This window comes from Flagellimonas amoyensis (assembly GCF_003058265.1).
GTDB lineage: Bacteria > Bacteroidota > Bacteroidia > Flavobacteriales > Flavobacteriaceae > Flagellimonas > Flagellimonas amoyensis.
In genome coordinates, this window is record NZ_QBUK01000012.1 from 21,467 (window position 1) to 44,044 (window position 22,578).

Sequence of the window (22,578 nt, forward strand, 5' to 3'; positions counted from 1 at the left end):
TTATTTCAAAAAAAGATGAGACACATTTTAACACTATCAGGAATCGTTCTATTGGGGCTTACGGCCTGCAAACAAGAAAAAAAGGAGGCTGAAAAGGAACCAGAAGTTGTGGAAGTGGCCGTGGCCGCTCCCTATGCTGAAATTTCCATCAAAGAAGGAGGAACTTGGGAAGATGGTCCAAGAGACCATAAAGAATACATAGGCGGTACCTTCAAAAATGTGGAAAAGATGACCGTCCCCGAAGAGCATACCGACCATTCCTGGTACATTCGGTATGAAGGACCGGGGTGGGAGAACAAAAATGTGGGCTACCGTCTTTATTTGGATTGGCGAAACGCTATCGATATCTATGGTAAAAAAGTGGATTCCTTGGTGTTGCCTTATGTGGGTCAAGATGGTTTTGACGACTACCACGAAATGAGCTACTGGGGACAGGACATCCTCAAAGCAGGAAAATCCATGGGAATTGGAGGTTACGGACGGTTCGTAAATGATTCCATAGTGCATTTTCAGAAAGTAGGCACCACTGCATCCTCGGTGGCCAATGCAGAAGGTGTGGCCACCGTGACCATTGACTACACAGGCTGGGAAGCGGCGGATATCACCACAGATTTGAAAGCATTATTGTCAATCTATCCAGAGGATAGGTTCACCAAAGTAGAATTGAAACCTTCCACTGAATTTTCTGGGCTCTCTACAGGAATTGTGAAGTTTGACCACATACCCGTCAAGTCTAAGACCAGCACAGATGGCAAGTGGGGCTATATCGCCACCTATGGAAACCAGACCTTGGTGAACGATACCGATCTATTGGGAATGGCCGTATTTTATAAAATGGACGAATTGGAACAACAGCTAGAAGGTTCTGACGACCATTTGGTGGTTTTCAAACCAACGACCAACGGGGTCACTTACTATTTCTTGGCTGCTTGGGAGCAAGAATTGGATGGGATCACCAACGAAGCCGATTTTTTCAAGGATTTGGATGCCAAGTTGCAGCAGTTGGACCAAAAAGGAACCTTGGAATAATGAGACAACTGTTCGGAACAATCGGAGTACTCTTCTTGTTGATGGCACCCTTGAGCTGTAAGGAAAGCCCAAAAAAAGAAGAATCCTCCGAAGAGATGACATTGACCGTGCCCGAGAACCTGAAATGGTCGGAACGGATGATGTTGTCCGAAATGGAACGAAATCCAGAGGCATGGACACTCGATTTTGTGGACAAGCACAAGTGGGAATACACACACGGGCTCATGCTTTTGGCCTGTCAGCGGGTAAAAGCCGAATATCCCGATCCTAAATACGATGCATACATCAAGGATTGGTACGACCTGATGATCGATGACAGTGCCCATGTGAAGACCTACAAGATGGACGTTTACAATATTGACCGCGTAAAACCGGGCAGTGCCCTTTTTGGCCTATATGATGAAACAAAGGATGAAAGATACCTCAAGGTCATTCATCAGTTGAGGGAACAACTCAAGGGACAGCCCCGCAATTCCAAAGGAGGCTTTTGGCATAAAAAAGTCTATCCCTATCAAATGTGGCTGGATGGACTTTACATGGGCGAACCTTTCTATGCGCAGTACACCCAACGATTTGATGAAGGGGAAACGGCCCAAAAGGCATATGATGATATTGTATTGCAGTTCGACCTGATCCAACAAAACTCCAAAGACCCGGATACAGGTCTCCTGTACCATGGTTGGGACGAGAGCAAAGAGCAGGCATGGGCGGACAAAGAGACCGGATTGTCGCCCCATTTTTGGGGACGTGCCATGGGATGGTACGGAATGGCTCTGGTGGATGTACTGGATTTTTTCCCCAAGGAGCATCCGGGACACCAAAGGCTGGTCAATTACTTGAACCAATATGCGGAAGCGATCGATAAGGTCAAGGATCCCAAGACGGGACTGTGGTACCAAGTACTCGATAAAGGAGGAGAAGAAGGAAACTATTTGGAGGCCTCCGCTTCGGCAATGTTTGTCTATACCTTGGCGAAGGGGGCCAATCAAGGCCATCTGCCCAAAAAATACAAGACCGTGGCCAACGAAAGTTTTGATGCCATGGTCAAGGAGTTCGGTACAAAGGACGACAAGGGTATCGTAAGTCTCAACCAAATTTGCGGGGTTGCCGGATTGGGTGGAAATCCATACCGTGACGGTTCGTACGAGTATTATGTGAACGAACTCATTCGTCCCAACGACCCCAAAGGGGTAGGGCCTTTTATCATGGCGGCCTTGGAGTTGGATAAATAGACCATCACAATTGTGGTGCAAAGAACAGTTGATCTTGCAATGAAGAAAAAAGCGTTACAAGTAGTCCCATTGCTGACCCTCCTTTGGGTAACATGGGGTTTTTCCCAGGTTTGGGTTTCCGATCAAGGAGATGGAACCTACCAAAACCCGATTTTATATGCGGATTATTCCGATCCGGATGTGATCCGGGTAGGGAACGATTACTACATGACCGCTTCCAGCTTCACGGCAGTACCGGGACTGCCCGTTCTGCATTCCAAGGATTTGGTGAACTGGAAACTGATCAACCACGCCGTTCAGGAAATCGTTCCTGCAGATGTGTTCAATGTACCGCAACACGGCAATGGGATATGGGCGCCGAGCCTTCGTCACCACAACAATGAATTTTATATCTATTGGGGCGACCCCGATTTTGGGATCTACATGGTAAAGACCAAGGACCCTTATGGCGAATGGGAGCCACCCGTTCTGGTCATGGAAGGAAAAGGGCTTATCGACCCCAGTCCTATTTGGGACGAAGATGGAAATGCCTATCTGGTCCATGCCTATGCAGGGAGCCGTGCAGCGGTGAAGAGCATTTTGGCCATCAACAAGATGAACCCCGAAGGGACAAAGGTACTCGATAAAGGGACCGTGGTCTTTGACGGTCATGATGCCCATCCAACAGTGGAAGGCCCAAAATTCTATAAAAGGAATGGCTACTACTACATTTTTGCACCGGCAGGCGGAGTGGCCACAGGTTGGCAATTGATCTTGCGTTCGAAGGACATCTATGGTCCCTATGAAGAAAAGATTGTATTGGAACAAGGGTCTACCCAAGTTAATGGCCCGCATCAAGGAGGGTGGGTGGACACTGCCGATGGCACCGATTGGTTTATCCATTTTCAAGATGTGGATGCCTACGGGCGTATCGTACACCTTCAACCTGTAGATTGGAAAAATGATTGGCCCTTTATGGGCAAGGACTTGGATGGAAATGGCATCGGGGAACCTGTCCAGGCATTTAAAAAACCGGTTGCTGGCCATCCGATCATCGCTCCGGCGGAGTCCGATGAATTCAATTCAGACCATATAGGATTGCAATGGCAATGGCAGGCAAACCCACAGGTCACTTGGTATTCCTTGATCAAGGACAGAGGGTTTTTGCGTTTGTTCACCGTAAAGAAGAAAGAAGCGGACAACAACCTCTGGAACATGCCGGCATTGTTGTTGCAAAAGTTTCCTGCACCCAGTTTTAAGGCAACGACCAAGATCAAATTGGTACCAGAAGAAGCAGAAGTTGGTAAAAGTGCAGGATTGATGCTATTCGGTCTGGATTACGCCACCCTCACGCTCACCCACGATGCAGAGGGGTATGTCTTAAAGCAGACCCAGTCCATCCAGGCCAAAAAGAACCTTCCCGAAGAAACCAACGAGGAAACTCGTGTAAAGACCAACGAAGTGTATCTTCAGGTCGAGGTCACGGGACCCGATGCGATGTGTCAGTTCAGTTATAGCACAAATGGAAAAAAATACACCAAAATAGGAAAGCCCTTCAAGGCGCAGCCCGGGCAATGGGTAGGTGCTAAGGTGGGGGTTTTCAGTGTCAGTGAGGCAGCCACCAAATATGGTGGCTATGTTGATGTGGATTATTTTAGGATTACAGAATAAAAAGAGCATGAAAGGAATTTTAGCAGTTTTGTCTGTGTTGTTGTTTTGGGCAAGTCAACCCCAAGAGAAGGTAACGACACTGTATTTGATCGGTGATTCTACCATGGCCGATTACACGGGCGATTATGATCCGGGAAAAGACTATATGAAGACCCGTTATCCAGTAGCGGGTTGGGGCCAGGGATTCCAATCCTTTTTTGTCAAGGACAGTTTGGATGCCGTGAGATCTTTGTTCCAGTCCGATTCGGTCCGTGTGGAAGATAGGGCCAGGGGAGGCAGGAGCACCCGTACTTTTTTTCAGGAAGGCCGTTGGCGTTCGGTCTATGAGGCGCTCCGGCCCGGTGATTTGGTGATCATGCAATTTGGGCACAACGATGCTGCTGAGAACAAGACCGAACGTTTTGTGGACATTGAGGGCTATAAGGAATTTCTCCGGTTGTTCGTGACACAGACACTGCAGAAGAATGCCAGACCCATCATATTGACCCCAGTGGCCAGAAATTACCCTTGGAAAGAAGGTAAACTGGAAAATGTGCACGGTGAATATCCCCAAGCGGCCAAAGAAGTTGCAGCGGAAATGGACGTTACGCTGATCGACCTGAACCAATTGTCCATGGACTTTTTCTCTTCAAAGGGAAAAGATTATGTGTCCGAAACCTATTTTATGAACTTGCCCGCTGGGGTCTATGAAGCCTATCCCGATGGGCAGGAGGACAATACCCACTTTCAGCCCGAAGGGGCAAAGGCGGTGGCGCAACTGGTATTTGATGCCCTAAAGCAATTGAAGTGATCAAATTATTGCCCACACATATCACGATGCTCTGTTTACTGCTCGGTGGAGTTGTATCGGCCCAAGTGGAAAGGCCCAATGCCACTCCCTATACCATAGCCGCCACCTACCAGAAATTGCTCAAAAACTACCCGGACATTGTTCCTGTGGAGCCATTGCAATCCGACAAGATTGTATATGAAGAGGATCTTACCTATCATCAAGTGGATGGAGTGTCCCTAAAGGCGGATATCTATTATCCCAAGGATATTGCCCATAAAACACCAGCTGTGATTTTGGTGCATGGAGGCGGATGGATCTCGGGCAGTAAGGAAAACCAACGCGTTATGGCACAGCATTTGGCCGAAAACGGTTTTGTGGCCATGGCAGTGAACTATCGTTTGGCCGATGTGGCCAAATATCCGGCCGCCATAGCGGATTTGAATGCAGCGGTAACATATCTGTGCACATCCAAATATCCTTTGGATACCGAAAAAATAGCCATTCTGGGTGCCTCTGCAGGTGCACAGTTGGCCTCCTTGGTCGGGATGAAGAACAAGCACATCAAGGCCATTGTGAATGTGGATGGGATAGTCTCCTTTGTCCACCCCGAAGCGGAAGAAGGTACTTATGCAGGATACTGGTTGGGTGGCATGAAGGCAGATAATCTGGAAGTGTGGGAAGATGCTTCTCCCTTGGAGTTCATCGCCCCGGACTCACCGCCCATACTGTTCATCAACAGTGCACAGCCCCGATTTCATGCAGGTCGGGACGATTTGATCAAAAAATATTCGGAATGGGGCATTTACAGTGAAGTACTTACCTTCCCCAATTCCCCCCATTCCTTTTGGTTGGTCCACCCATGGTTTGAACCGACCGTGGACCATACCGTGCAATTTTTACAAAAAGTGTTCAAATGATGAGGTTCAAGGTATTTCTTTTATGTTCTCTTTTGGGATGTATTCTTCAGGCCCAGGAACCTTATCGAAAAATTGTGGTGGCGCAGGATGGGAGTGGCGATTTCACCCAGATCCAAGAGGCCATCAATTCCACTCGCGACCTTGGCCCTTCCTATGTACAGTTTTTTATCAAGGAAGGGATTTATGAAGAATATATTGAGATTCCTTCCTGGAAGCATCAGTTGACCTTTATTGGGGAAAGCAGGGACGGGACCATCATCCGTGGGAACAATTATTCAGGGAAAATGACCAAGGATGACGGTAAACTATCCACCTTTACGTCACATACCGTTCTTGTGGAAGGGGACGACATCCATTTCAAAAACCTGACCATACAGAACACTTGGTGCGACAAGGGACAGGCTGTGGCACTGCATGTAGAGGGTGATCGGTTCATTGCCGAGGATTGTACTATTTTGGGTTGCCAGGACACAGTTTATACGGCAAACGAAGGCAGTCGACAGTACTATGACAACTGCCTCATTGCAGGGACCACCGATTTCATTTTTGGGGAGGCAACGGCCGTTTTCAAGGATTGTGAGATCCGTAGCCTAAAGGATTCCTATATTACGGCGGCAGCCACACCAAAGGGTCAAACCTATGGTTATGTGTTCCTCAATGCCCGATTGACTGCGGAGGAAGGCGTATCCAAAGTATATCTCGGACGTCCGTGGAGGCCTTATGCCCGAACCGTTTTCATCGATTCTGACCTAGGACCTCACATACTGCCCGAAGGATGGCACCATTGGCCCGGGGATCAGATGTTCCCGGATAAGGAAAAAACGACCTATTATGCCGAATCCAATAGCAAGGGGCCAGGGGCCGGCCCTAAAACAAGGGTGGACTGGTCGCACCAACTAAACGCCGATGAGGTGAAAAAATATACCTTGGAAAACATATTCAATGGCTGGGTTCCGGCCGAGATAAAACTATACAACTGAGATGAAATTGAAGAAAGATCTATTTTTTGATGGAGCCTCCGACTGGGAGGATTTGGGCGGAGGGGTTTCCCGACAGTTTGTAGGGTACAATTCCCAGCAGATGATGGTAAAGGTCAAGTTTGAAAAAGGGGCCATCGGTGCCATGCACCATCATTTTCATTCCCAGGTCACCTATGTGGCCGGTGGGCAGTTTGAAGTCACTGTGGATGGCCAAACCAAAGTATTGAAAGACGGTGATGGTTTTTTTGCCCAGCCCAATATCGAGCATGGGGTAAAATGTCTCGAAGCGGGCCTATTGATTGATGTATTTACACCTCTCAGGGAGGATTTTTTGAAATGATATAAAGCAATAAACTGAACAATTTACAGCACATGAAAAAGATTGGATTTCAACTGATGACTTTAGGGATGGTCGCACTATCATTTGTGGCCTGCGGTGAAAAAGAAGGTAAGACCATCGCCGAGCAACCCAAGGAAGAAACAGCCGATATGTATGAAGGGGTGGAGTTTGATATGCCAAGGGTCAAAGAGACCTCCTTTCCGGATTATCAGGTGTCCATTGCAGATTTTGGCGCAGTGGGTGATGGCATCCAGAGCAATACAAGCGCATTTGCCGATGCTATAGAAGAGGTATCCAAGAAAGGAGGCGGAAAGGTAGTGGTGCCAAGGGGAATGTGGCTTACGGGTCCCATACAGTTCAAGAGCAACATCAACCTGCACTTGGAAGATGGGGCATTGCTGCTTTTCAGTAAGAATTTTGACGAATACCCCTTGGTGGAGACCAGCTTTGAGGGGTTGAACACCGTTCGTTGTATGTCGCCCATCTACGCGATCGGGGTGGAGAATATCGCCATTACAGGAAACGGGACCATTGATGGCAGTGGGGATGCATGGCGTTATGTGAAAAAGGGAAAGATGACCTCCAGCCAATGGAAGAGCCTTGTCAAATCTGGAGGCGTACTTAACGAAACCGAAGACATTTGGTTTCCCTCTGAATCCTCCCTCTCCGGATTTATAGCCACGGACAACTTTAACGTGCCCCAGTCCAATGACAGACAGGTTTTGGAGGGAATGAAGGATTTCCTTCGTCCCGTAATGGTGAGTATTGTCAAGAGCAAGCGTATTTTGTTGGATGGCCCAACGTTCCAAAATTCACCTGCTTGGAACATCCATCCGCTCATGAGCGAAGATGTCATCATCCGTAACCTTAACGTAAGAAACCCATGGTACTCCCAAAATGGGGACGGCCTAGACCTGGAATCCTGTAAAAATGTACTCATCTACAACAACACCTTTGATGTGGGGGACGATGCCATCTGTTTCAAATCGGGTAAGAACAAGGACGGGCGGGACCGGGGCATGCCCACGGAAAATGTGATCGTGAGGAACAATATTGTCTATCACGGTCACGGAGGCTTTGTGGTGGGCAGCGAAATGTCGGGCGGGGTAAGGAACGTCCATGTTTCCAACTGCACATTTATCGGCACCGATATTGGACTTCGCTTCAAAAGTACCCGAGGAAGGGGAGGCGTTGTGGAGAACATCCATATTTCCAACATCGATATGATCAACATCCCTACGGACGCCATCAATTTCAACCTGTTCTATGAGGGCAATTCCCCTATTTTGGAGGAAGATCAAAGTGCGGAGGATGAGGCACGTGATGAGGCCTTGGTGCCTGTCACCGAAGAAACGCCATCCTTTAAAAACATCCACATGAAGAACATTCGGGTGGTAGCTTCGGGTGTTGCGGCCAATTTCCAGGGATTACCCGAGATGAACCTTCAAAATGTTACCTTGGAAAATGCCTTTTTGGAGGCAGAGAAAGGCATTGTTGCCGTGGACACGGACGGTCTGATTTTAAAAGACGTCAAGGTTGTTCCGACCAAGGGAAGTGCCCTTACGCTATACAACAGCAAAAATGTGGAGGTAAATGCATTCTCCCACGAAATGAAGGAGGGCAGTCCTGTCCGGATTTTGGGCCCATTGACGGGGAAGGTAAAATTGGAAAAGAAGTTGCAAGCCCAGGCCGAACTGGGTAAAGGAGTTCCAGAGGGAGCTGTATCCTTTGAATAAAAAAGCATGAGGAAATTATTAGTATTGATCCCTTTGCTGTTGGCATTTTCGATGCCGCAGCATACACCTACCATTCATTTGGCAGGGGATTCCACCATGGCGAACAAGCCCTATACACCCAACAACCCCGAGAAAGGTTGGGGGCAAGTGTTGCCCTTATATGTGGAAGGTATCCAAGTGAAGAACTATGCCATCAATGGACGGGCCACCAAAGACTTCAGGGCAGAAGGGCATTGGGACAGATTGCTCAGCGAGGTACAACCCGGGGATTATGTCATCATCCAGTTTGGGCACAATGATGAATCCCCCAGCAAGGGAGAACTGCGTTATTCCACACCAGAGCAGTACAGGGCCAACTTGAAACAGTTTGTCCTCGATGTGCGGAAGGAACGGGCAACCCCCATTTTGGCCACATCCATCACCCGGAGGAAATTTGAGAACGGTGTGTTGGTCCATACCCACGGGGTCTATCCCGACAAAGTGCGCGAAGTAGTAAAGGAAATGGAAGTCCCTCTGCTTGAAATGGAGGAGCGCACCCGCGAATTGGTCTCCACTTTTGGGGAGGAACGTTCCAAGCAATTGTTTTTGCACTATCTCCCGGGCGAATACGCTATTTTTCCGGTGGGGGAGGCGGACGATACACACCTTTCACCAACAGGAGCCTTTGCCGTGTGTGATTTGGCGGTGGACGAACTGAAGAAGGCCGTGCCGGAGCTCGTGGCGTATTTCAAGCCCTAATGTCTAAAATAGCAAAGAACATTTTGCAAAAGCGTCCCTGTGGGCTACTTTTGGCATCTCCATTTGTTTGATAAAAAAGCGTTGTGGTTGCCAAAACGGACCCTGTTTTAGTGGAAGAAAAGTGGAACGCCTATTCCCATGCGTTCGGGATTGTCCTGGCCTTGGTGGGCAGTGTGTTCCTTTTCAAAAAAGAACTGGGTCAAACGCCCTATCTGAAAGGCAGTCTCATTGCCTATTCCCTGTCGCTCGTATTGTTGTTTGTGGCCTCTACCGTGTACCATGCCGTGGAAGACCCCAAACTCAAAAAAAAGCTTCGGATCTTGGACCATATCAGCATTTATTACCTGATTGCCGGGACCTATACCCCAGTGTGTCTTACGGTGCTGCTGCCATCAAAGGGATGGTTGTTGTTCTATCTGGTTTGGGGCATTGCCCTGTTCGGAACGGTGTTGAAAATATTTTTCACGGGAAAGTTTGAAGTATTTTCCTTGGTACTTTATGGGGTAATGGGGTGGTTGATTGTCATTGACCTTCCTTATTTGATGGGGCATATGTCTTCCACAGGTTTGCTCTACCTTGGATTTGGAGGGGCCTTTTATACCATAGGCATTTTATTTTATGCGGTGAAAAGGATTCCCTTTAACCATTTGATATGGCACTTTTTTGTGTTGGGTGGCGCCGTGAGCCATTGGTTTTTGATATATGGGATTATTGGGTATTTGGTTTGATAAAAACCGAAGCTACACAAAATAAGCAATCCCTATTCCCAGAATGATGACCAAGAGTTTCCTTAGGTTGAAAGCGTGTCCTTGCGCACTTTCAAAAAGGATGATGGTGGAAATATGAAAAAATACCCCAATGGCCAAGGAGGTCAGCAAATGGCCGTGGCTCTCCATCCATTCCGATTGTGCCGAAACAAAGCTGCCCAAAGGGGTCATCAGCGAAAAGGCGGCCATGAACAACAGGATGGTGCCCAACTTCATTTTGGAATTTAGCAGAAAAATACTGAGGACTATGGCAATTGGGACCTTGTGGATGATAATGCCATAGAGAATGGAATTGTTGCCATGGATGGGAACACCTTCTACCAAGGCGTGGATGGACAAACTCAGAAATAGGAGCAAGGGAAACCTATTTTCCTTCAAATCGATGTGCAAGTGTCCATGTTCCGCTCCCTTGGAAAAGAATTCCAAAAAAATCTGCAACAAGATGCCCCCCAAAATATAAAGTGCTATGGTTTTGGGATCATGGCCTTCATACACTTCCGGGAGCAGTTCAAAAAAAGTGAGCGCCAACAAAAAGGCACCGCTGAATGCCAACAAAAGCTTGATGCGGGCCGTATCAGAAGGCTTGGTGAACCGTACAAATGCGAATCCTGCCCAAACGGCAACGATGGGGGCCAAATAAATGAAGATAGAAGGAAAATCCATATCTAGGCTTGAAGGGGCAAAAATAGCCTATTTTTACGGAAAGATTTTAAGATAGGATGGCAGGAAATTTTAAGATGATGGCCAAGACCCTTTATGGCTTTGAGCCACTTTTGGCCAAAGAACTACGGAACTTGGGGGCTGGTAGGGTAGAGGAAGGTGTCAGGAACGTAACATTTGAAGGGGACACCGGGTTCATGTACAAGGCCAATCTTTGCCTTCGGACGGCATTGAAAGTGTACAAGCCCATAAGCACGTTCAGGGTCTTCAACGAAAAGGACCTCTACAAAAAAATTTACGAACTGGATTGGCCCCAATTTTTTGGTGCTGATAAAACCTTTGCCATAGATACTACCATGAGTTCGGAAGTGTTCAATAATTCCATGTTCGTCTCCCTCAAGGGCAAGGATGCCATTGTGGACAAATTCAGGGAAGTGGAAAGACAGCGTCCCAATGTGGATTCACAGGATCCCGATGTGCGTATCAATATCCACATCCATGAAAATACCTGTACGGTCTCATTGGACAGTTCTGGAAATTCATTGCACCAGAGGGGGTATCGCATTTTGACCAATATTGCGCCCATCAATGAGGTATTGGCCGCCGGACTGCTCTTGGCAAGTGCTTGGGACGGACACACCGATTTTTTGGACCCCATGTGCGGTAGCGGTACCTTTTTGATCGAAGCGGCCATGATTGCCTGCAACATCCCGGCCAACATCAATCGGGAAGCATATGCCTTTATGCATTGGAAGGATTACGATGCAGAACTGCATGAAAAAATTGTGGAAGCCAGTTTGAAGAAGATCCGGGAGTTCCATCATAAGATAATTGGATACGACAAGGCCCCTTCAGCGGTGCGAAAGGCACAGGAAAATGTGGAGAATGCCAATCTTGCGGAATACATCACCATAGATCGGAAGGATTTTTTCAGGACGGAGAAACCGGTGGAAGGCAAGTTGCATATGGTGTTCAATCCTCCCTATGGGGAGCGTTTGCCCATTGAGGTGGACGAATTCTATGCCAAGATAGGAGATACCCTGAAACAGGAGTATCCAGGCACGGATGCATGGATGATCACCTCCAACCTTGAAGCTTTGAAGCATGTCGGTTTACGTCCATCACGGAAAATAAAGGCGTACAACGGAAAACTGGAGGCACGCTTGGTCAAGTACGAAATTTATGAAGGGAGCAAGAAGGCAAAGTACCAGGACTAGATCAACAATTTTGTGATTGTTGCAACAACAACAACGAAAAAATTTGCTTAAGTGGAATAAATGTTTAGCTTTGGCATGTGTTTAGAACACAAACTAACTAACTCAATCTAATTATCGGGAAAAGGACTTGAAAATTCAGGTCCTTTTTTTGTTGGGATCAACGAAGTTGGAATTGCTTATTTGTCCGACCAAATGGCCAGTTCATTATGGGATGGGTCGGTAAAATGGAACCTTCTGCCGCCGGGAAACGGGAATATGTCCTTTACGATGACACCCCCTGCGTTGACCACCTTTTCCCGTATGCCTTCCAGGTCCTCATGGTAGAGTACGATCAAAGCTCCGTTCACTGCCTGTTCCTCGGTTCTTTCAAAACCACCTTCGAGCCCACTATCCGAAAAGGCAACATAATCGGGACCATAGTCCGTGAACGACCAACCAAAGGTAGGGCCATAAAAAGCCTTTATTTCTTGAAGGTCATTTGCCTTGAACTCCACATAATTGATATGGCTATTCTCCATGGTTACTGTTCGGGTTCTTCCTTTTTCTTTTTTGATTTTTTATATAGAGGGATGAAGTAGGAAATGCTATAGTTGTAGCTCACCCCAAAATTACTCCCATCTGTCACCTTGTTGAAGCCTGGGATCCAGAGGTTCGGGAAGCGCTCATCTTCCTTATTGGAAACCAAGAATCCCAAACGGGCACTCATGCCAATATAAATATTGGCGAAAAGTTCGGCCTTGATGCCCATGACGAACTCCAACCACGAAGCGTTCAGACCACTGAATTCCTCATTGGGTTGGATGCCCGGCAAAAAGTCGGGATTGTATAGATGATTGCTGTTGAAAATGGTGTAATCGTTCAGGGTCTGGCTAAAACTTGCAGCGGCAAACCTTCCCCCGATGGTAATGGAATTGTTCATCCCGAACCAATTTTGGTAGGTGTTCACTTCTGCCCCCACTTTAATGTAGCTTCCCGAAGTCTTGAAATTGTAAAGCAGGGTACTGTTCAGGCTTTCTCCCTGTGTTTTGGTCTCGTTCCCGATCTCAGCGGCCAAATAGAGTTTTTGGGTCAATCGGTAGTCCCCGACCAATTCCAGGCCTGTATAGTCCTCATCGGCAAAGGACAACACCAGTTTGCTCAAATCCACACCCACCCGAAGGCCATATTCATCCTTATACTCCACCGTATCCTTGGGTTGAAGGTCTATAGGTTCACTCTGCCCCAACATACAAATGGGGAGCAGTACCATGGAAACGAAAAGACTAATGAAATATCTTGACATGGATGTTGTTGGAGTTTTCAATGGTTTGTTGGACAACAGAAATGTCCTGTATCCAATTGGTTGCACTTTCAGGGAGCGTAATGCTGATACCATCGTAATTGATCACGAACCCGCATGCCCGGGAAGCAAAATCTTCCCTTGTGGTATACGAAATGGTCAGGGAATCAATGTTTCCTGTTTCCGCATCGGTCTCATCATCATCGGCAGAATCGTTGATAAAGGCAAATGAGGTGCTGGTCACATCGTTCCGGAGTGGAATCCCTATCGAGTCCAAATCGGCCCGGTCAGTAAAGGTGTTGAGGGTGCTGTCCAAGATCACTTCTTTGATACGGAGCGATGGCACGTCCTTCGCGACAGTGGTATCTTCTATGTCAAAAAAACCAATGACCAGAAGCGGTGTGTCCCCGTTGACACAGATGTCATCTTTTTCGCAGGAAGAAAAATAGATGAGCAATGATAGGATAAGCAGGATGGGGATTATTCTCTTCATTCCAAATAGTAGCGGATTTTAATTCAACAATTACACCCGTTTTTCCAAAAGTACAACATTTTCCACGTGATGGGTCTGTGGGAACATATCCACAGGCTGCACCTTGGTCACTTTGTAGGTGTCCTTCATCAAAGCCAAGTCCCTTGCCTGGGTGGCACTGTTACAGCTCACATAGACGATTTTGGGCGGTGCCACCTGGAGCAATTGCTCCACCACCTGTTTGTGCATACCATCCCTTGGAGGGTCGGTAATGATTACATCGGGGCTGCCATGTTGGGCGATAAAATCATCATTGAACACATTTTTCATATCGCCCACAAAGAATTCCACGTTCGAAATGCCGTTTAGGACCGCATTGGCCTTGGCATCTTCAATGGCTTCGGGAACGGATTCCACACCCACCACTTTTTTGGCCTTTTTGGAGACAAATTGGGCAATGGTCCCTGTGCCAGTATACAAATCGTACACCAGTTCATCACCAGTGAGCCCGGCAAAATCCCTGGTCACGTTGTAGAGCACATGGGCCTGTTCCGAATTGGTCTGGTAAAATGATTTGGCATTTATCTTGAACCGTAACCCCTCCATTTCCTCAAAAATATGGTCGCGACCAGAAAAACAGACCACTTCTTGGTCGTAGATCGTGTCGTTCTGTTTGGGGTTGATCACATATTGCAACGAAGTGATTTCCGGGAATTTTTCCATCAAATGGTTCAGCAACTGTTCCCTTTCCTGTTTTTGGTCCTCAAAGAATTGGAGGAGTGCCATGATTTCCCCGGTGGATGTCGTCCGTATCATGAGCGTTCGTAGTAATCCCTTTTGGTTTCTGGGGTCAAAAAAGGCCAGTCCGTTTTCGACGGCAAATTTTTTCACCTCCAGTCGGATGGCATTGGAAGGGTCTTGTTGAAGGTGACACTTTTTGATGTCCAATATCTTGTCCCACATGCCGGGAATATGGAAACCCAAGGCGTTCCTATCTTCAAAATCCCTCTCCGAGACAATTTCCTTTTGGGTGAGCCATCTACTATTGGAAAAAGAAAATTCCATCTTGTTCCTGTAGAAATATTCCTTTTCGGAACCTAGAATGGCACTCACCTTTGGAAGTTCCAGGTTTCCTATGCGTTTGAGGTTGTTCTCCACCTCCCGTTGCTTGAAATACAGTTGGTACCCATAGCCCATATGTTGCCATTTGCACCCACCGCAGGTCCCAAAATGTTGGCATTCTGGGGTTGTTCGTTTATCGGAAAGCTTATGGAAATGGGTGGCCACCCCTTCAAAATAGGCGCTTTTCTTTTTGGTGGTCATCACATCCACTACATCGCCCGGAACGGCATTGGATAGAAAGATGATCCTGCCATCCGGTGCTTTCCCCACCGATTTTCCTTTGGCGCCGGCATCGATGACTTCTACCTGTTCAAACGTCTGTCGTTTATTCTTTCGTCGCATGCGGCAAAAGTAACCTCTTTTTGGCATTTGTCATGGTGGAGCATCTTAAATCGACCCTAAAACTTTGCCCACATCTTCCCCTTTATCTTTGGGCAATAATTTGTAATTTGCGGCCACTCCAAGGGATGATTTCTCTCCCACGCTGCTTTTTCGGGACTCCGAAAGAATAAAGGTACAGTAGGAATGGTTGTTTTATCAATTTAATCATTATTGAAATGATTGTTTTAGAGCATTTGACTTCGCAGCAAGCGATCGATTTGGAAAACAAGCACGGAGCCCACAATTACCACCCGCTGCCCGTGGTCTTGAGCAGGGGGGAAGGTGTGCATGTCTGGGATGTGGAAGGGAAAAGGTATTATGATTTTCTGTCGGCCTATTCGGCGGTGAACCAAGGGCATTGCCACCCGAAGATCATCAGCGCCATGATGGACCAAGCCAAGACCCTGACCCTGACCTCGAGGGCTTTTTACAATGACATGTTGGGCAAATATGAACAGTATGCCACCTCAGTTTTTGGGTTTGACAAACTGTTGCCCATGAACACGGGGGCGGAAGCCGTGGAAACGGCCCTCAAGATCTGCCGTAGATGGGCCTACCAAAAGAAAGGGATTCCCGAAGACCGGGCCCAGATCGTGGTATGCGAGAACAATTTCCATGGTAGGACCACCACCATCATCTCTTTTTCCAATGATCCTGTGGCCCGAACAGACTATGGGCCTTATACGGAAGGTTTCATCAAGATTGCTTACGATAACTTGACGGCCTTGGAAAAAGCGTTGGAAGCCAATCCGCATATAGCCGGATTTTTGGTGGAACCGATACAGGGTGAAGCAGGTGTTTATGTACCTTCCGAAGGCTATCTGAAAAAGGCCAAGGCCCTTTGTGAAAAATACAACGTGCTTTTTATTGCTGATGAGGTGCAGACCGGGATTGCCCGGACAGGAAAAATGTTGGCCGTGGACCATGAAGGGGTAAAACCGGACATTTTGATCTTGGGCAAGGCCCTTTCAGGGGGAGTCTATCCTGTTTCTGCGGTCTTGGCCAATGATGGGGTCATGGAGGTCATCACTCCGGGTAGCCATGGAAGTACTTTTGGGGGCAACCCCATTGCAGCCGCTGTGGCCATGGCGGCTTTGGAAGTGGTCAAGGAAGAGGGACTGGCCCAAAATGCACAGGAATTGGGGGAATTGTTCCGGGAAGAATTGAACAAGTTCATCCCCACATGCGATTTGGTGGAAAAAGTTCGTGGCAAGGGATTGCTGAACGCCATCGTAATCAATGATAGTGAGGACAGTTCCACAGCTTGGGACATCTGCATGGCCCTGAAGGAAAACGGACTTTTGGCCAAACCGACCCATGGGAACATCATCCGGTTCGCCCCACCTTTGGTGATGAACCGCGAACAATTGATGGATTGTGTTTCCATCATCATCAAGACACTTCAGGATTTCTCCAAGTAGCCGTCATATGTAACTTAAAAATAAAAAGGGAGCAGTGATTCACTGCTCCCTTTTATATTGGTTCGATAAGAAGAGTTCCTATAAGAACTTGTATCCCATCCCGATGGTCAAATAATTTCCCCTGACCTTTACATCTTCGCTACCGGTGTAGGAGTTGTTGATCTGGAAGGAGTATCTGGCCTCAATGAAGAAATCTTCATTAATGTCATAGCCGATTCCGCCTGCAATGTCAAACTCAACACTGCTAAAGTCCTCTGGGGTATCTTCCAAGGAAAAGACCAGTTGTGGACCAACTTGAAAATTGAATTTTTCCGAGATGGCAAATTTGCCCAAAATTGGAAGCAAAAGGCCATTGCTCCCATCAATGCTTGCAAAGAGAAGTTCTGGTTGGACACTAAAACTCTCAGAGACCATAAAGTCAGCTACACCCCCGACGTAAAAACCAGATTCTGAGGCGGATATGCTAATGCCTTCGGCTTTAACGCTTCCCCTTGCATTCAGATACCCTGCGGTCGCCCCAAATCTTACATCTTGGGCTTGGGCTGAAAATGCCAATGCAATTACAGCAACGGTTGCTAATACAATTCTTTTCATGTTTAGATAAGGTTTATGTTTTATGGTGCCAAATATAGAAATACACCCAAATGCAGATTCTTTTTTGTTGTGAAGCGTTCTAATCTTGTGGAATGACTGTAGTATATTTTTTTGATGATCAAAGAAGTAATTTCATTTGGAAATGCGTCACAAAACCGCGGCCTCCAGCAGTTCCAGACCCATTTCATCGGCATTGAAAGCTCCTTGGATACCCACGGGAAGTGTAAAGTTGTTGGGAACGTGCCCAAAACTCATCCCATAGGCAGCGGGAATGCCCAAAGGTGCAATCCTGTCCATGATGACTTCTTTTAGGGTAAAATTGGTGTCGTTTTTTTCACGGTCACATCCTTTGCAGACCCCGATCATGATTCCTTTTGCTTTGGAAAATGTAGGGCCTTCAATGAGTTGGGTCAGCATACGGTCTATCCGGTACGGAGCTTCTTCCACATCTTCCAGGAACACCAGTTTGTCCGTGAAATCAATTTCGTGGGGGGTGCCTATCAGTGCATTGACCAAGGTAAGGCTTCCACCTGCAAGTTCGCCTTGACAGCTTCCTGGGGTGATGACATACCTTTCATATTCTGGATTCTCCAGAAACTCTTGATCTTTCAGCTTTACGTTTTTGATGGGTTGGACATCCTTTCCCTTCATCAGGATTTTTTTAAAATACTTTTGACTGTATGAATCATCCAGTGTGCTGCCCACGGGGCCGTGAAAACAGATCAGTCCGGTCTCACTGTAAATGGCCTGTATCAAAGCCGTAATGTCACTGAACCCGATGAGTGCCTTCGGGTTGTTCCGAATGGTATTGTAATCCAAACGGTCCAGGATTCGGGTGCAGCCATATCCTCCACGGGCACACAATATGCCATCCACTTCAGTGTTGGCAAACATCTGGTTCACATCCATGGCCCGTTCTTCGTCCGTATTGCTGAAATAGCCATGATTGCCAATGATACGCTGCGTATGGAAGGTTTTGAACCCCATTTTCTCCAAGGTTTGCAATGCCCTTTGTAAGACTTCGGGTTTGATGGCATAGCCAGGGGCCACCAAGCCAATGGTGTCGCCTTTTTTTAGTTTTTTGGGTTTGATGATGGGATGTGCGATGGATTGTGGTTCATTTCCCCATCCGGTCTGTGGCAAAAGGGTAGTGGCCCCAAGAACGGTCACCGATTTTAAAAAGTTTCTTCGTTTGGACATTGGGCAAGGATTGCATTATACATTACCAATGGCAAAAAGCCAAAGTAAATATATGCACAAAAAAATTAGCCCGCGGATTTGGACCTAGTCGCTGTTCCGCTCGTCGCGGCGCAATTGCCGTTGTATTTTGCGTATGGCCGATTCTATGGATTTTTCGGGTTCGATGATATTGTACTCGCCCCAAAAATCAGCATCGGTGAAACCTATGGCCTCATCGCCCATAATAATGGATTTCTTGATGCGTTCCCGGTTCTTGGGAAGCTCACCGCTCATATTTCTCTCCCAATCGGTTATGGCCATTTCTGCGGTCATGCTGTACACGGAATTGAACCATTTATCGGCCCAATTTACCTTGAACTCCATCGTAACACTACTATATCCATAATACCATCTCCCCTCTTTTTCCCGATAATCCACCCTATAGGCAACTTCGGTAGGCCAAACGTCCACTTTTGCAGGTTTTCTTCGGACGAAGAGTTGAGCGGCCATGTCCTTGTCGGTAATGTTCAAGGAAAAGATGGCACTGGTCAGGGTTCTTTTTTCCACATCGATGTAAAGCTCCCCTTGATACAAAGGTTCCAGGATATTTTCGTGTTGGGCAAATTTGATGACATAGATCAAGGCATCATTGACCCTGATGGACCTGTCAAATGAAAATTTATAGTTGGAAATGGATTCATTGGAGAAGAGGTATTCGGGATATTTCATCACATCCACGTACAAGGTGTTGTACGGTCCGCCCTGAAGTTTGAGTGCCACGGTATCCAATTTGCTGTAGTCCGTGCTCTTTCTTGCCTTGTAGAGTTCCACGGCGTCGTCCCTGTTGGAACTGTAGGATGTTTTATAGATGTTCACCACCGCTTCTGCCAAGGATACGTTCCTTCTTCTCCGCTTAATGGTTTCCCTGTAAAAAGCGGTCATGAGGGTCGGGTCACCGAAATAATTTTCATCTCTTTTGGCCATGGTTTCACGTACCAATGCCATGGCGTCCCGTGGAGCATTGATATTGATCTCCGATAATTGGGTAACGGATACCGCAAGGGAAATTTTGTTGTTTTCGGGCTTCAGTTCGGATAGGGGCACACTTTCGGTACGGTAGCCCAAAAAGGATACGATCACATTTGAACTGGTGCTGTTTTTGGGTACTTTCAGGAGGAAGTTTCCTTCGGTATTGGTAATGGTGCTAATATTGGTGCCCTCCACGGTGAGCGTGGCAAAAACCAAAGGTTTGTTTGTGGACTCGTCCACCACTTCACCACTATATTGGTCAAAATCAACGGCACCTTCTTGGAATGCAAGGGCCTTGGTGGTGCCAACAAATGTCAGGACCAGCATTGCGAAAAACAATGTTGACGCGGTTTTCCACGAGCGTGGAAATGGTTTGTTCAGTTGCATACCCAAAATTTTTACGTGAAAGTGCTATTAAAGATACAAAATTTTGGAATCCGTAGTATCTTCTGATATCTTAAATAACATGGACTAAACATTTTATAATCAACTGTCTATGGTTCTAGTTGACCATGAATAGGGCATTGGCAAAAAAGAGCTTCCCATTCTCCCAAAACCCTCTGAACAATGGGTTGTCCACCATATAGATGACTTGGCCCCTGCCGAATTGCTCCGAACCATAGATCAAGGATTTCGAGATTTTCTTTAGAGCCTTACTGCCTGCAAAACCCGAAAATGGTCTCGTACTGTCCTCCATATAAACGGCATTGCCCCCATCCAGATACTCGTAACTGGCACTGCCGAGTTTCAAGGTGAAATAATCCGTTCCGTAGCCGTAGGCCAGTGGGTGGGTATTGTCCACCTTGGTCTTGAAGACCGCCCCGGTAATGGCATCTTTTATCTGTTCCCTTTCGGCATCCTCATAGGGGAGTGGGATATGGGTCTGTTCCGTCTCTTTTTCCTTTTCCTTTGTTTTGATGCCAAACCCTTTTTCCCCGTCCAAGGCACTGATGGCACCGCCCATGGCTATGATCTTGCCTCCTTTTCGCACCCAGTCCTTCAGTTCGGAGAGTTGGTCCTCATTAAAATAGTTGCCATAACGGCCATCGGGTAAAATCAGAATGTTGTACTTGCCCAAGTCGACCCTTTTGGCGTATTCATCATCGATAACGGTCAAGGGATAATGCAGCTGTTGCTCAAAAAAGTGCCATATCTCGCCAAAGCGAAGTGTTGAGGTAGGGCCTCCCGAAAGCACAGCGATCTTGGGCTGGGTGATCATCTGTACGTAAGATGAGCCAAAATCCTTTCCGGAATCCACAAAACCAGTGCTGGTGGACACGATTTCTTTTTGATGGGTGGCAGCAATGGTTTGCAGTTTTCGGACAAAATTGGGGTCGTGGGCATTGTCACCTTTGGTGATGATCAAAGTACCGCGTTCAAAAGATTTGCCTTCAATGGAAAAGGGATGGTCCGTTTTCCTGACCCGGATGCCCTCTTTGAGGAGTTCGGCCAAAAATTTGGCATCTTTTAAACTGTTCCAGTCCGTAAGATGGGCATAGCTGTCGGGATTGATGATAGATTTAGATGTCACATCCCCGTTGTTCTGGGGTGCTACCAAGGAAGTGGAGGCAATGGCTTCCAATCCATAGGCGTAGGGCAGTGACCACGCGGTGATGTCATAGGTCAACGAGTCGGTAAGTTTTGCATTGGGCTCGAAAAGTACCTGGACCAAGGTGCCCTTGGGCTGATTGGTGGAGACTACCATCCCGTTTTTGTCAACGGACATGCTTCCATTGTTTCCGGAACCATAGGCATGGCCTTTGTAAGAACCAGTGGAAAGGTCCCCGAACTGTATTTCATGTTTTTCCAAAAGGGATTTCAAGGCATCCAGTTTGTCCTTGTTGCCCTTGAGCACGTAGCTTTTGTACTTGAAGTTTTGGTTTTGGTAGAATTTCTTGAATTCTTCGTTGAGTTTTTTGGCATTCTGGGAAGAAACCTCTACAGTGGAAAGTCCAGTGGTGAAATGATGCGCGATCCTGTCCTCCAGGGTGAGGGTGTCCCCGATCCCGGTGATTATTCCAAGGCCGGCCCTTCCACTTCCCCCTTGTTCGTAGGTCATCCCGATGGAGCCGTTATAAATGGGAAAAGTGTCCCCATAGCTGGGATAGAAAAGATCAAAGACCTCTTTGGTAAAATAGAACCATCCATTGGCATCAAAATATTTGGCGTGGTTTTTCCCCAGGGTAATCTGAAAATCACGTTGGAAATCTGTGATGACCTCATGATAGGGTTCGGCAGCGGGTGCAAAATAGTAGGGATTGTCCACTCCCTGTTCATGGAAGTCCACATGCACATGGGGCAACCAGTCATTGAATTTTTTGATGCGCTGTTGGCTTTCCACTTGGGTAAGCCAGGCCCAATCGCGATTGAGGTCGAACATATAATGGTTGCTGCGTCCGTTCCACCACCCTTCGTTGTGTTCTTTACTGTTGGGGTCCACCTGATGGGGTGTATTCTTGTATTGATTGTACCAATTGCTGTAACGGTCACGGCCATCCGGGTTAACACAGGGATCCATGATGACGACGGTATTTTCCAAATAGGAGCCCTTGGATGTCAAAAGTTCATAAATGGTTTTCATCGAGGCCTCGGTACTCACACTTTCGTTTCCATGCACGTTATAGCTGAGCCACACAATGGCCTTTTCGGAACTTCCGCTTCCTTGGGTACTTTTTAAATGTTCTTGGCGTATGGTTTCCAGATTGCCAATATTGTCAGGGGAAGACACATAGGCCAGCAATAGGGGCCTACGTTCATTGGTTTGCCCATAAACGGTGAGTTTTACCCGATCTGGGGCCGCTTCGGCCAAATATTCATAATAATCCACCACTTCGTGATGGCGGGTAAATTCCGTTCCAAGTTCATATCCCAAAAATTCAGAGGGAGATTTCAATTGTTGGGAGTGGATGGAAAGGGCAAAGAGGAAGGCTGCCAAAAATAAAAATCGGGTCATGCGTGGTCAATTAGTTCAAACCAAATCTAACAATAAATTCAGCTAGAGTTACAATTTTCAAAGGTCACATGGTCAAAAAAGTAATTAACGTATTTTTAGGATTAGTAAAA

At 47.1% G+C, this 22,578-nt stretch carries 21 protein-coding genes; 12 read left to right on the forward strand and 9 right to left on the reverse strand.

Going from position 1 to position 22,578, the window contains the following annotated elements; all coding sequences use genetic code 11:
- Positions 1-15: 15 nt before the first annotated feature.
- From DB398_RS15580 to trhA, 10 genes are all read left to right on the forward strand, one after another.
- A complete protein-coding gene (locus tag DB398_RS15580; protein WP_108425481.1) occupies positions 16-1,029 on the forward strand; it encodes a DUF4861 family protein in 1,014 nt (337 codons plus the stop codon).
- Entirely contained in the window at positions 1,029-2,261 is a 1,233-nt protein-coding gene (locus tag DB398_RS15585; RefSeq protein WP_108425385.1) for a glycoside hydrolase family 88/105 protein, read from the forward strand. The genes DB398_RS15580 and DB398_RS15585 overlap by 1 nt, the downstream gene beginning before the upstream one ends.
- 39 nt (positions 2,262-2,300) lie before the next feature.
- On the forward strand, positions 2,301-3,911 hold the full coding sequence (locus DB398_RS15590; RefSeq protein WP_108425386.1) for a glycoside hydrolase family 43 protein: 1,611 nt from the start codon (positions 2,301-2,303) through the stop codon (positions 3,909-3,911).
- 7 nt (positions 3,912-3,918) lie between these two features.
- The gene (locus tag DB398_RS15595; protein WP_108425387.1) at positions 3,919-4,701 is read left to right on the forward strand and encodes a rhamnogalacturonan acetylesterase; all 783 of its coding nucleotides are present in this window, start codon (positions 3,919-3,921) and stop codon (positions 4,699-4,701) included.
- Entirely contained in the window at positions 4,698-5,600 is a 903-nt protein-coding gene (locus DB398_RS15600; RefSeq protein ID WP_108425388.1) for an alpha/beta hydrolase, read from the forward strand. The genes DB398_RS15595 and DB398_RS15600 overlap by 4 nt, the downstream gene beginning before the upstream one ends.
- A complete protein-coding gene (locus DB398_RS15605; RefSeq protein ID WP_108425389.1) occupies positions 5,597-6,580 on the forward strand; it encodes a pectinesterase family protein in 984 nt (327 codons plus the stop codon). The genes DB398_RS15600 and DB398_RS15605 overlap by 4 nt, the downstream gene beginning before the upstream one ends.
- Before the next feature lies 1 nt (position 6,581).
- Positions 6,582-6,920, forward strand: a complete 339-nt coding sequence (locus DB398_RS15610; protein ID WP_108425390.1) for a cupin domain-containing protein — start codon at positions 6,582-6,584, stop codon at positions 6,918-6,920.
- 32 nt (positions 6,921-6,952) lie between these two features.
- A complete protein-coding gene (locus DB398_RS15615) occupies positions 6,953-8,656 on the forward strand; it encodes a glycoside hydrolase family 28 protein (protein WP_234416351.1) in 1,704 nt (567 codons plus the stop codon).
- Positions 8,657-8,662: 6 nt separating this feature from the next.
- Positions 8,663-9,394, forward strand: a complete 732-nt coding sequence (locus DB398_RS15620; RefSeq protein WP_108425391.1) for a rhamnogalacturonan acetylesterase — start codon at positions 8,663-8,665, stop codon at positions 9,392-9,394.
- A gap of 83 nt (positions 9,395-9,477) precedes the next feature.
- Positions 9,478-10,122: a PAQR family membrane homeostasis protein TrhA gene (gene trhA, locus DB398_RS15625; RefSeq protein WP_108425392.1), complete on the forward strand. Its 645-nt coding sequence runs from the start codon at positions 9,478-9,480 to the stop codon at positions 10,120-10,122.
- Positions 10,123-10,134: 12 nt separating this feature from the next.
- Here trhA and DB398_RS15630 read toward each other — a convergent pair whose 3' ends face one another.
- Positions 10,135-10,824, reverse strand: a complete 690-nt coding sequence (locus DB398_RS15630) for a ZIP family metal transporter (RefSeq protein ID WP_108425393.1) — start codon at positions 10,822-10,824, stop codon at positions 10,135-10,137.
- 56 nt (positions 10,825-10,880) lie between these two features.
- On the opposite strand from DB398_RS15630, the gene DB398_RS15635 reads away from it, so the two are divergent.
- Entirely contained in the window at positions 10,881-12,038 is a 1,158-nt protein-coding gene (locus tag DB398_RS15635; protein ID WP_108425394.1) for a THUMP domain-containing class I SAM-dependent RNA methyltransferase, read from the forward strand.
- A 176-nt stretch (positions 12,039-12,214) separates the two neighbouring features.
- Here the strand turns inward: DB398_RS15635 and DB398_RS15640 are convergent, their stop codons facing one another.
- From DB398_RS15640 to rlmD, 4 genes are read right to left on the reverse strand one after another with little or no spacing between them, the layout of a single operon-like run.
- Positions 12,215-12,556, reverse strand: coding sequence for a VOC family protein (locus tag DB398_RS15640; RefSeq protein WP_108425395.1), 342 nt, complete (start codon positions 12,554-12,556; stop codon positions 12,215-12,217).
- 2 nt (positions 12,557-12,558) lie between these two features.
- Positions 12,559-13,320: a DUF6048 family protein gene (locus tag DB398_RS15645; protein ID WP_108425396.1), complete on the reverse strand. Its 762-nt coding sequence runs from the start codon at positions 13,318-13,320 to the stop codon at positions 12,559-12,561.
- Positions 13,301-13,810, reverse strand: coding sequence for a DUF6452 family protein (locus DB398_RS15650; protein ID WP_108425397.1), 510 nt, complete (start codon positions 13,808-13,810; stop codon positions 13,301-13,303). Before DB398_RS15650 ends, DB398_RS15645 begins: the two co-directional genes overlap by 20 nt.
- 30 nt (positions 13,811-13,840) lie before the next feature.
- Positions 13,841-15,253 (reverse strand): 23S rRNA (uracil(1939)-C(5))-methyltransferase RlmD, encoded by a 1,413-nt coding sequence (rlmD, locus tag DB398_RS15655; protein ID WP_108425398.1) that lies wholly within the window; start codon positions 15,251-15,253, stop codon positions 13,841-13,843.
- 215 nt (positions 15,254-15,468) lie between these two features.
- On the opposite strand from rlmD, the gene rocD reads away from it, so the two are divergent.
- Complete coding sequence (gene rocD / locus DB398_RS15660; RefSeq protein ID WP_108425399.1) at positions 15,469-16,713, forward strand: ornithine--oxo-acid transaminase; 1,245 nt, start codon at positions 15,469-15,471, stop codon at positions 16,711-16,713.
- 78 nt (positions 16,714-16,791) lie between these two features.
- Here the strand turns inward: rocD and DB398_RS15665 are convergent, their stop codons facing one another.
- The 4 genes from DB398_RS15665 to DB398_RS15680 all read right to left on the reverse strand — a co-directional run bounded on the left by DB398_RS15665 (position 16,792) and on the right by DB398_RS15680 (position 22,468).
- Complete coding sequence (locus DB398_RS15665) at positions 16,792-17,307, reverse strand: porin family protein (protein WP_108425400.1); 516 nt, start codon at positions 17,305-17,307, stop codon at positions 16,792-16,794.
- Positions 17,308-17,454: 147 nt separating this feature from the next.
- Positions 17,455-18,507, reverse strand: a complete 1,053-nt coding sequence (locus DB398_RS15670) for a S66 peptidase family protein (RefSeq protein WP_108425401.1) — start codon at positions 18,505-18,507, stop codon at positions 17,455-17,457.
- Positions 18,508-18,591: 84 nt separating this feature from the next.
- The gene (locus DB398_RS15675) at positions 18,592-19,902 is read right to left on the reverse strand and encodes a carboxypeptidase-like regulatory domain-containing protein (protein ID WP_108425402.1); all 1,311 of its coding nucleotides are present in this window, start codon (positions 19,900-19,902) and stop codon (positions 18,592-18,594) included.
- A 115-nt stretch (positions 19,903-20,017) separates the two neighbouring features.
- Positions 20,018-22,468, reverse strand: coding sequence for a M14 metallopeptidase family protein (locus DB398_RS15680; protein ID WP_108425403.1), 2,451 nt, complete (start codon positions 22,466-22,468; stop codon positions 20,018-20,020).
- Positions 22,469-22,578: the final 110 nt, after the last annotated feature.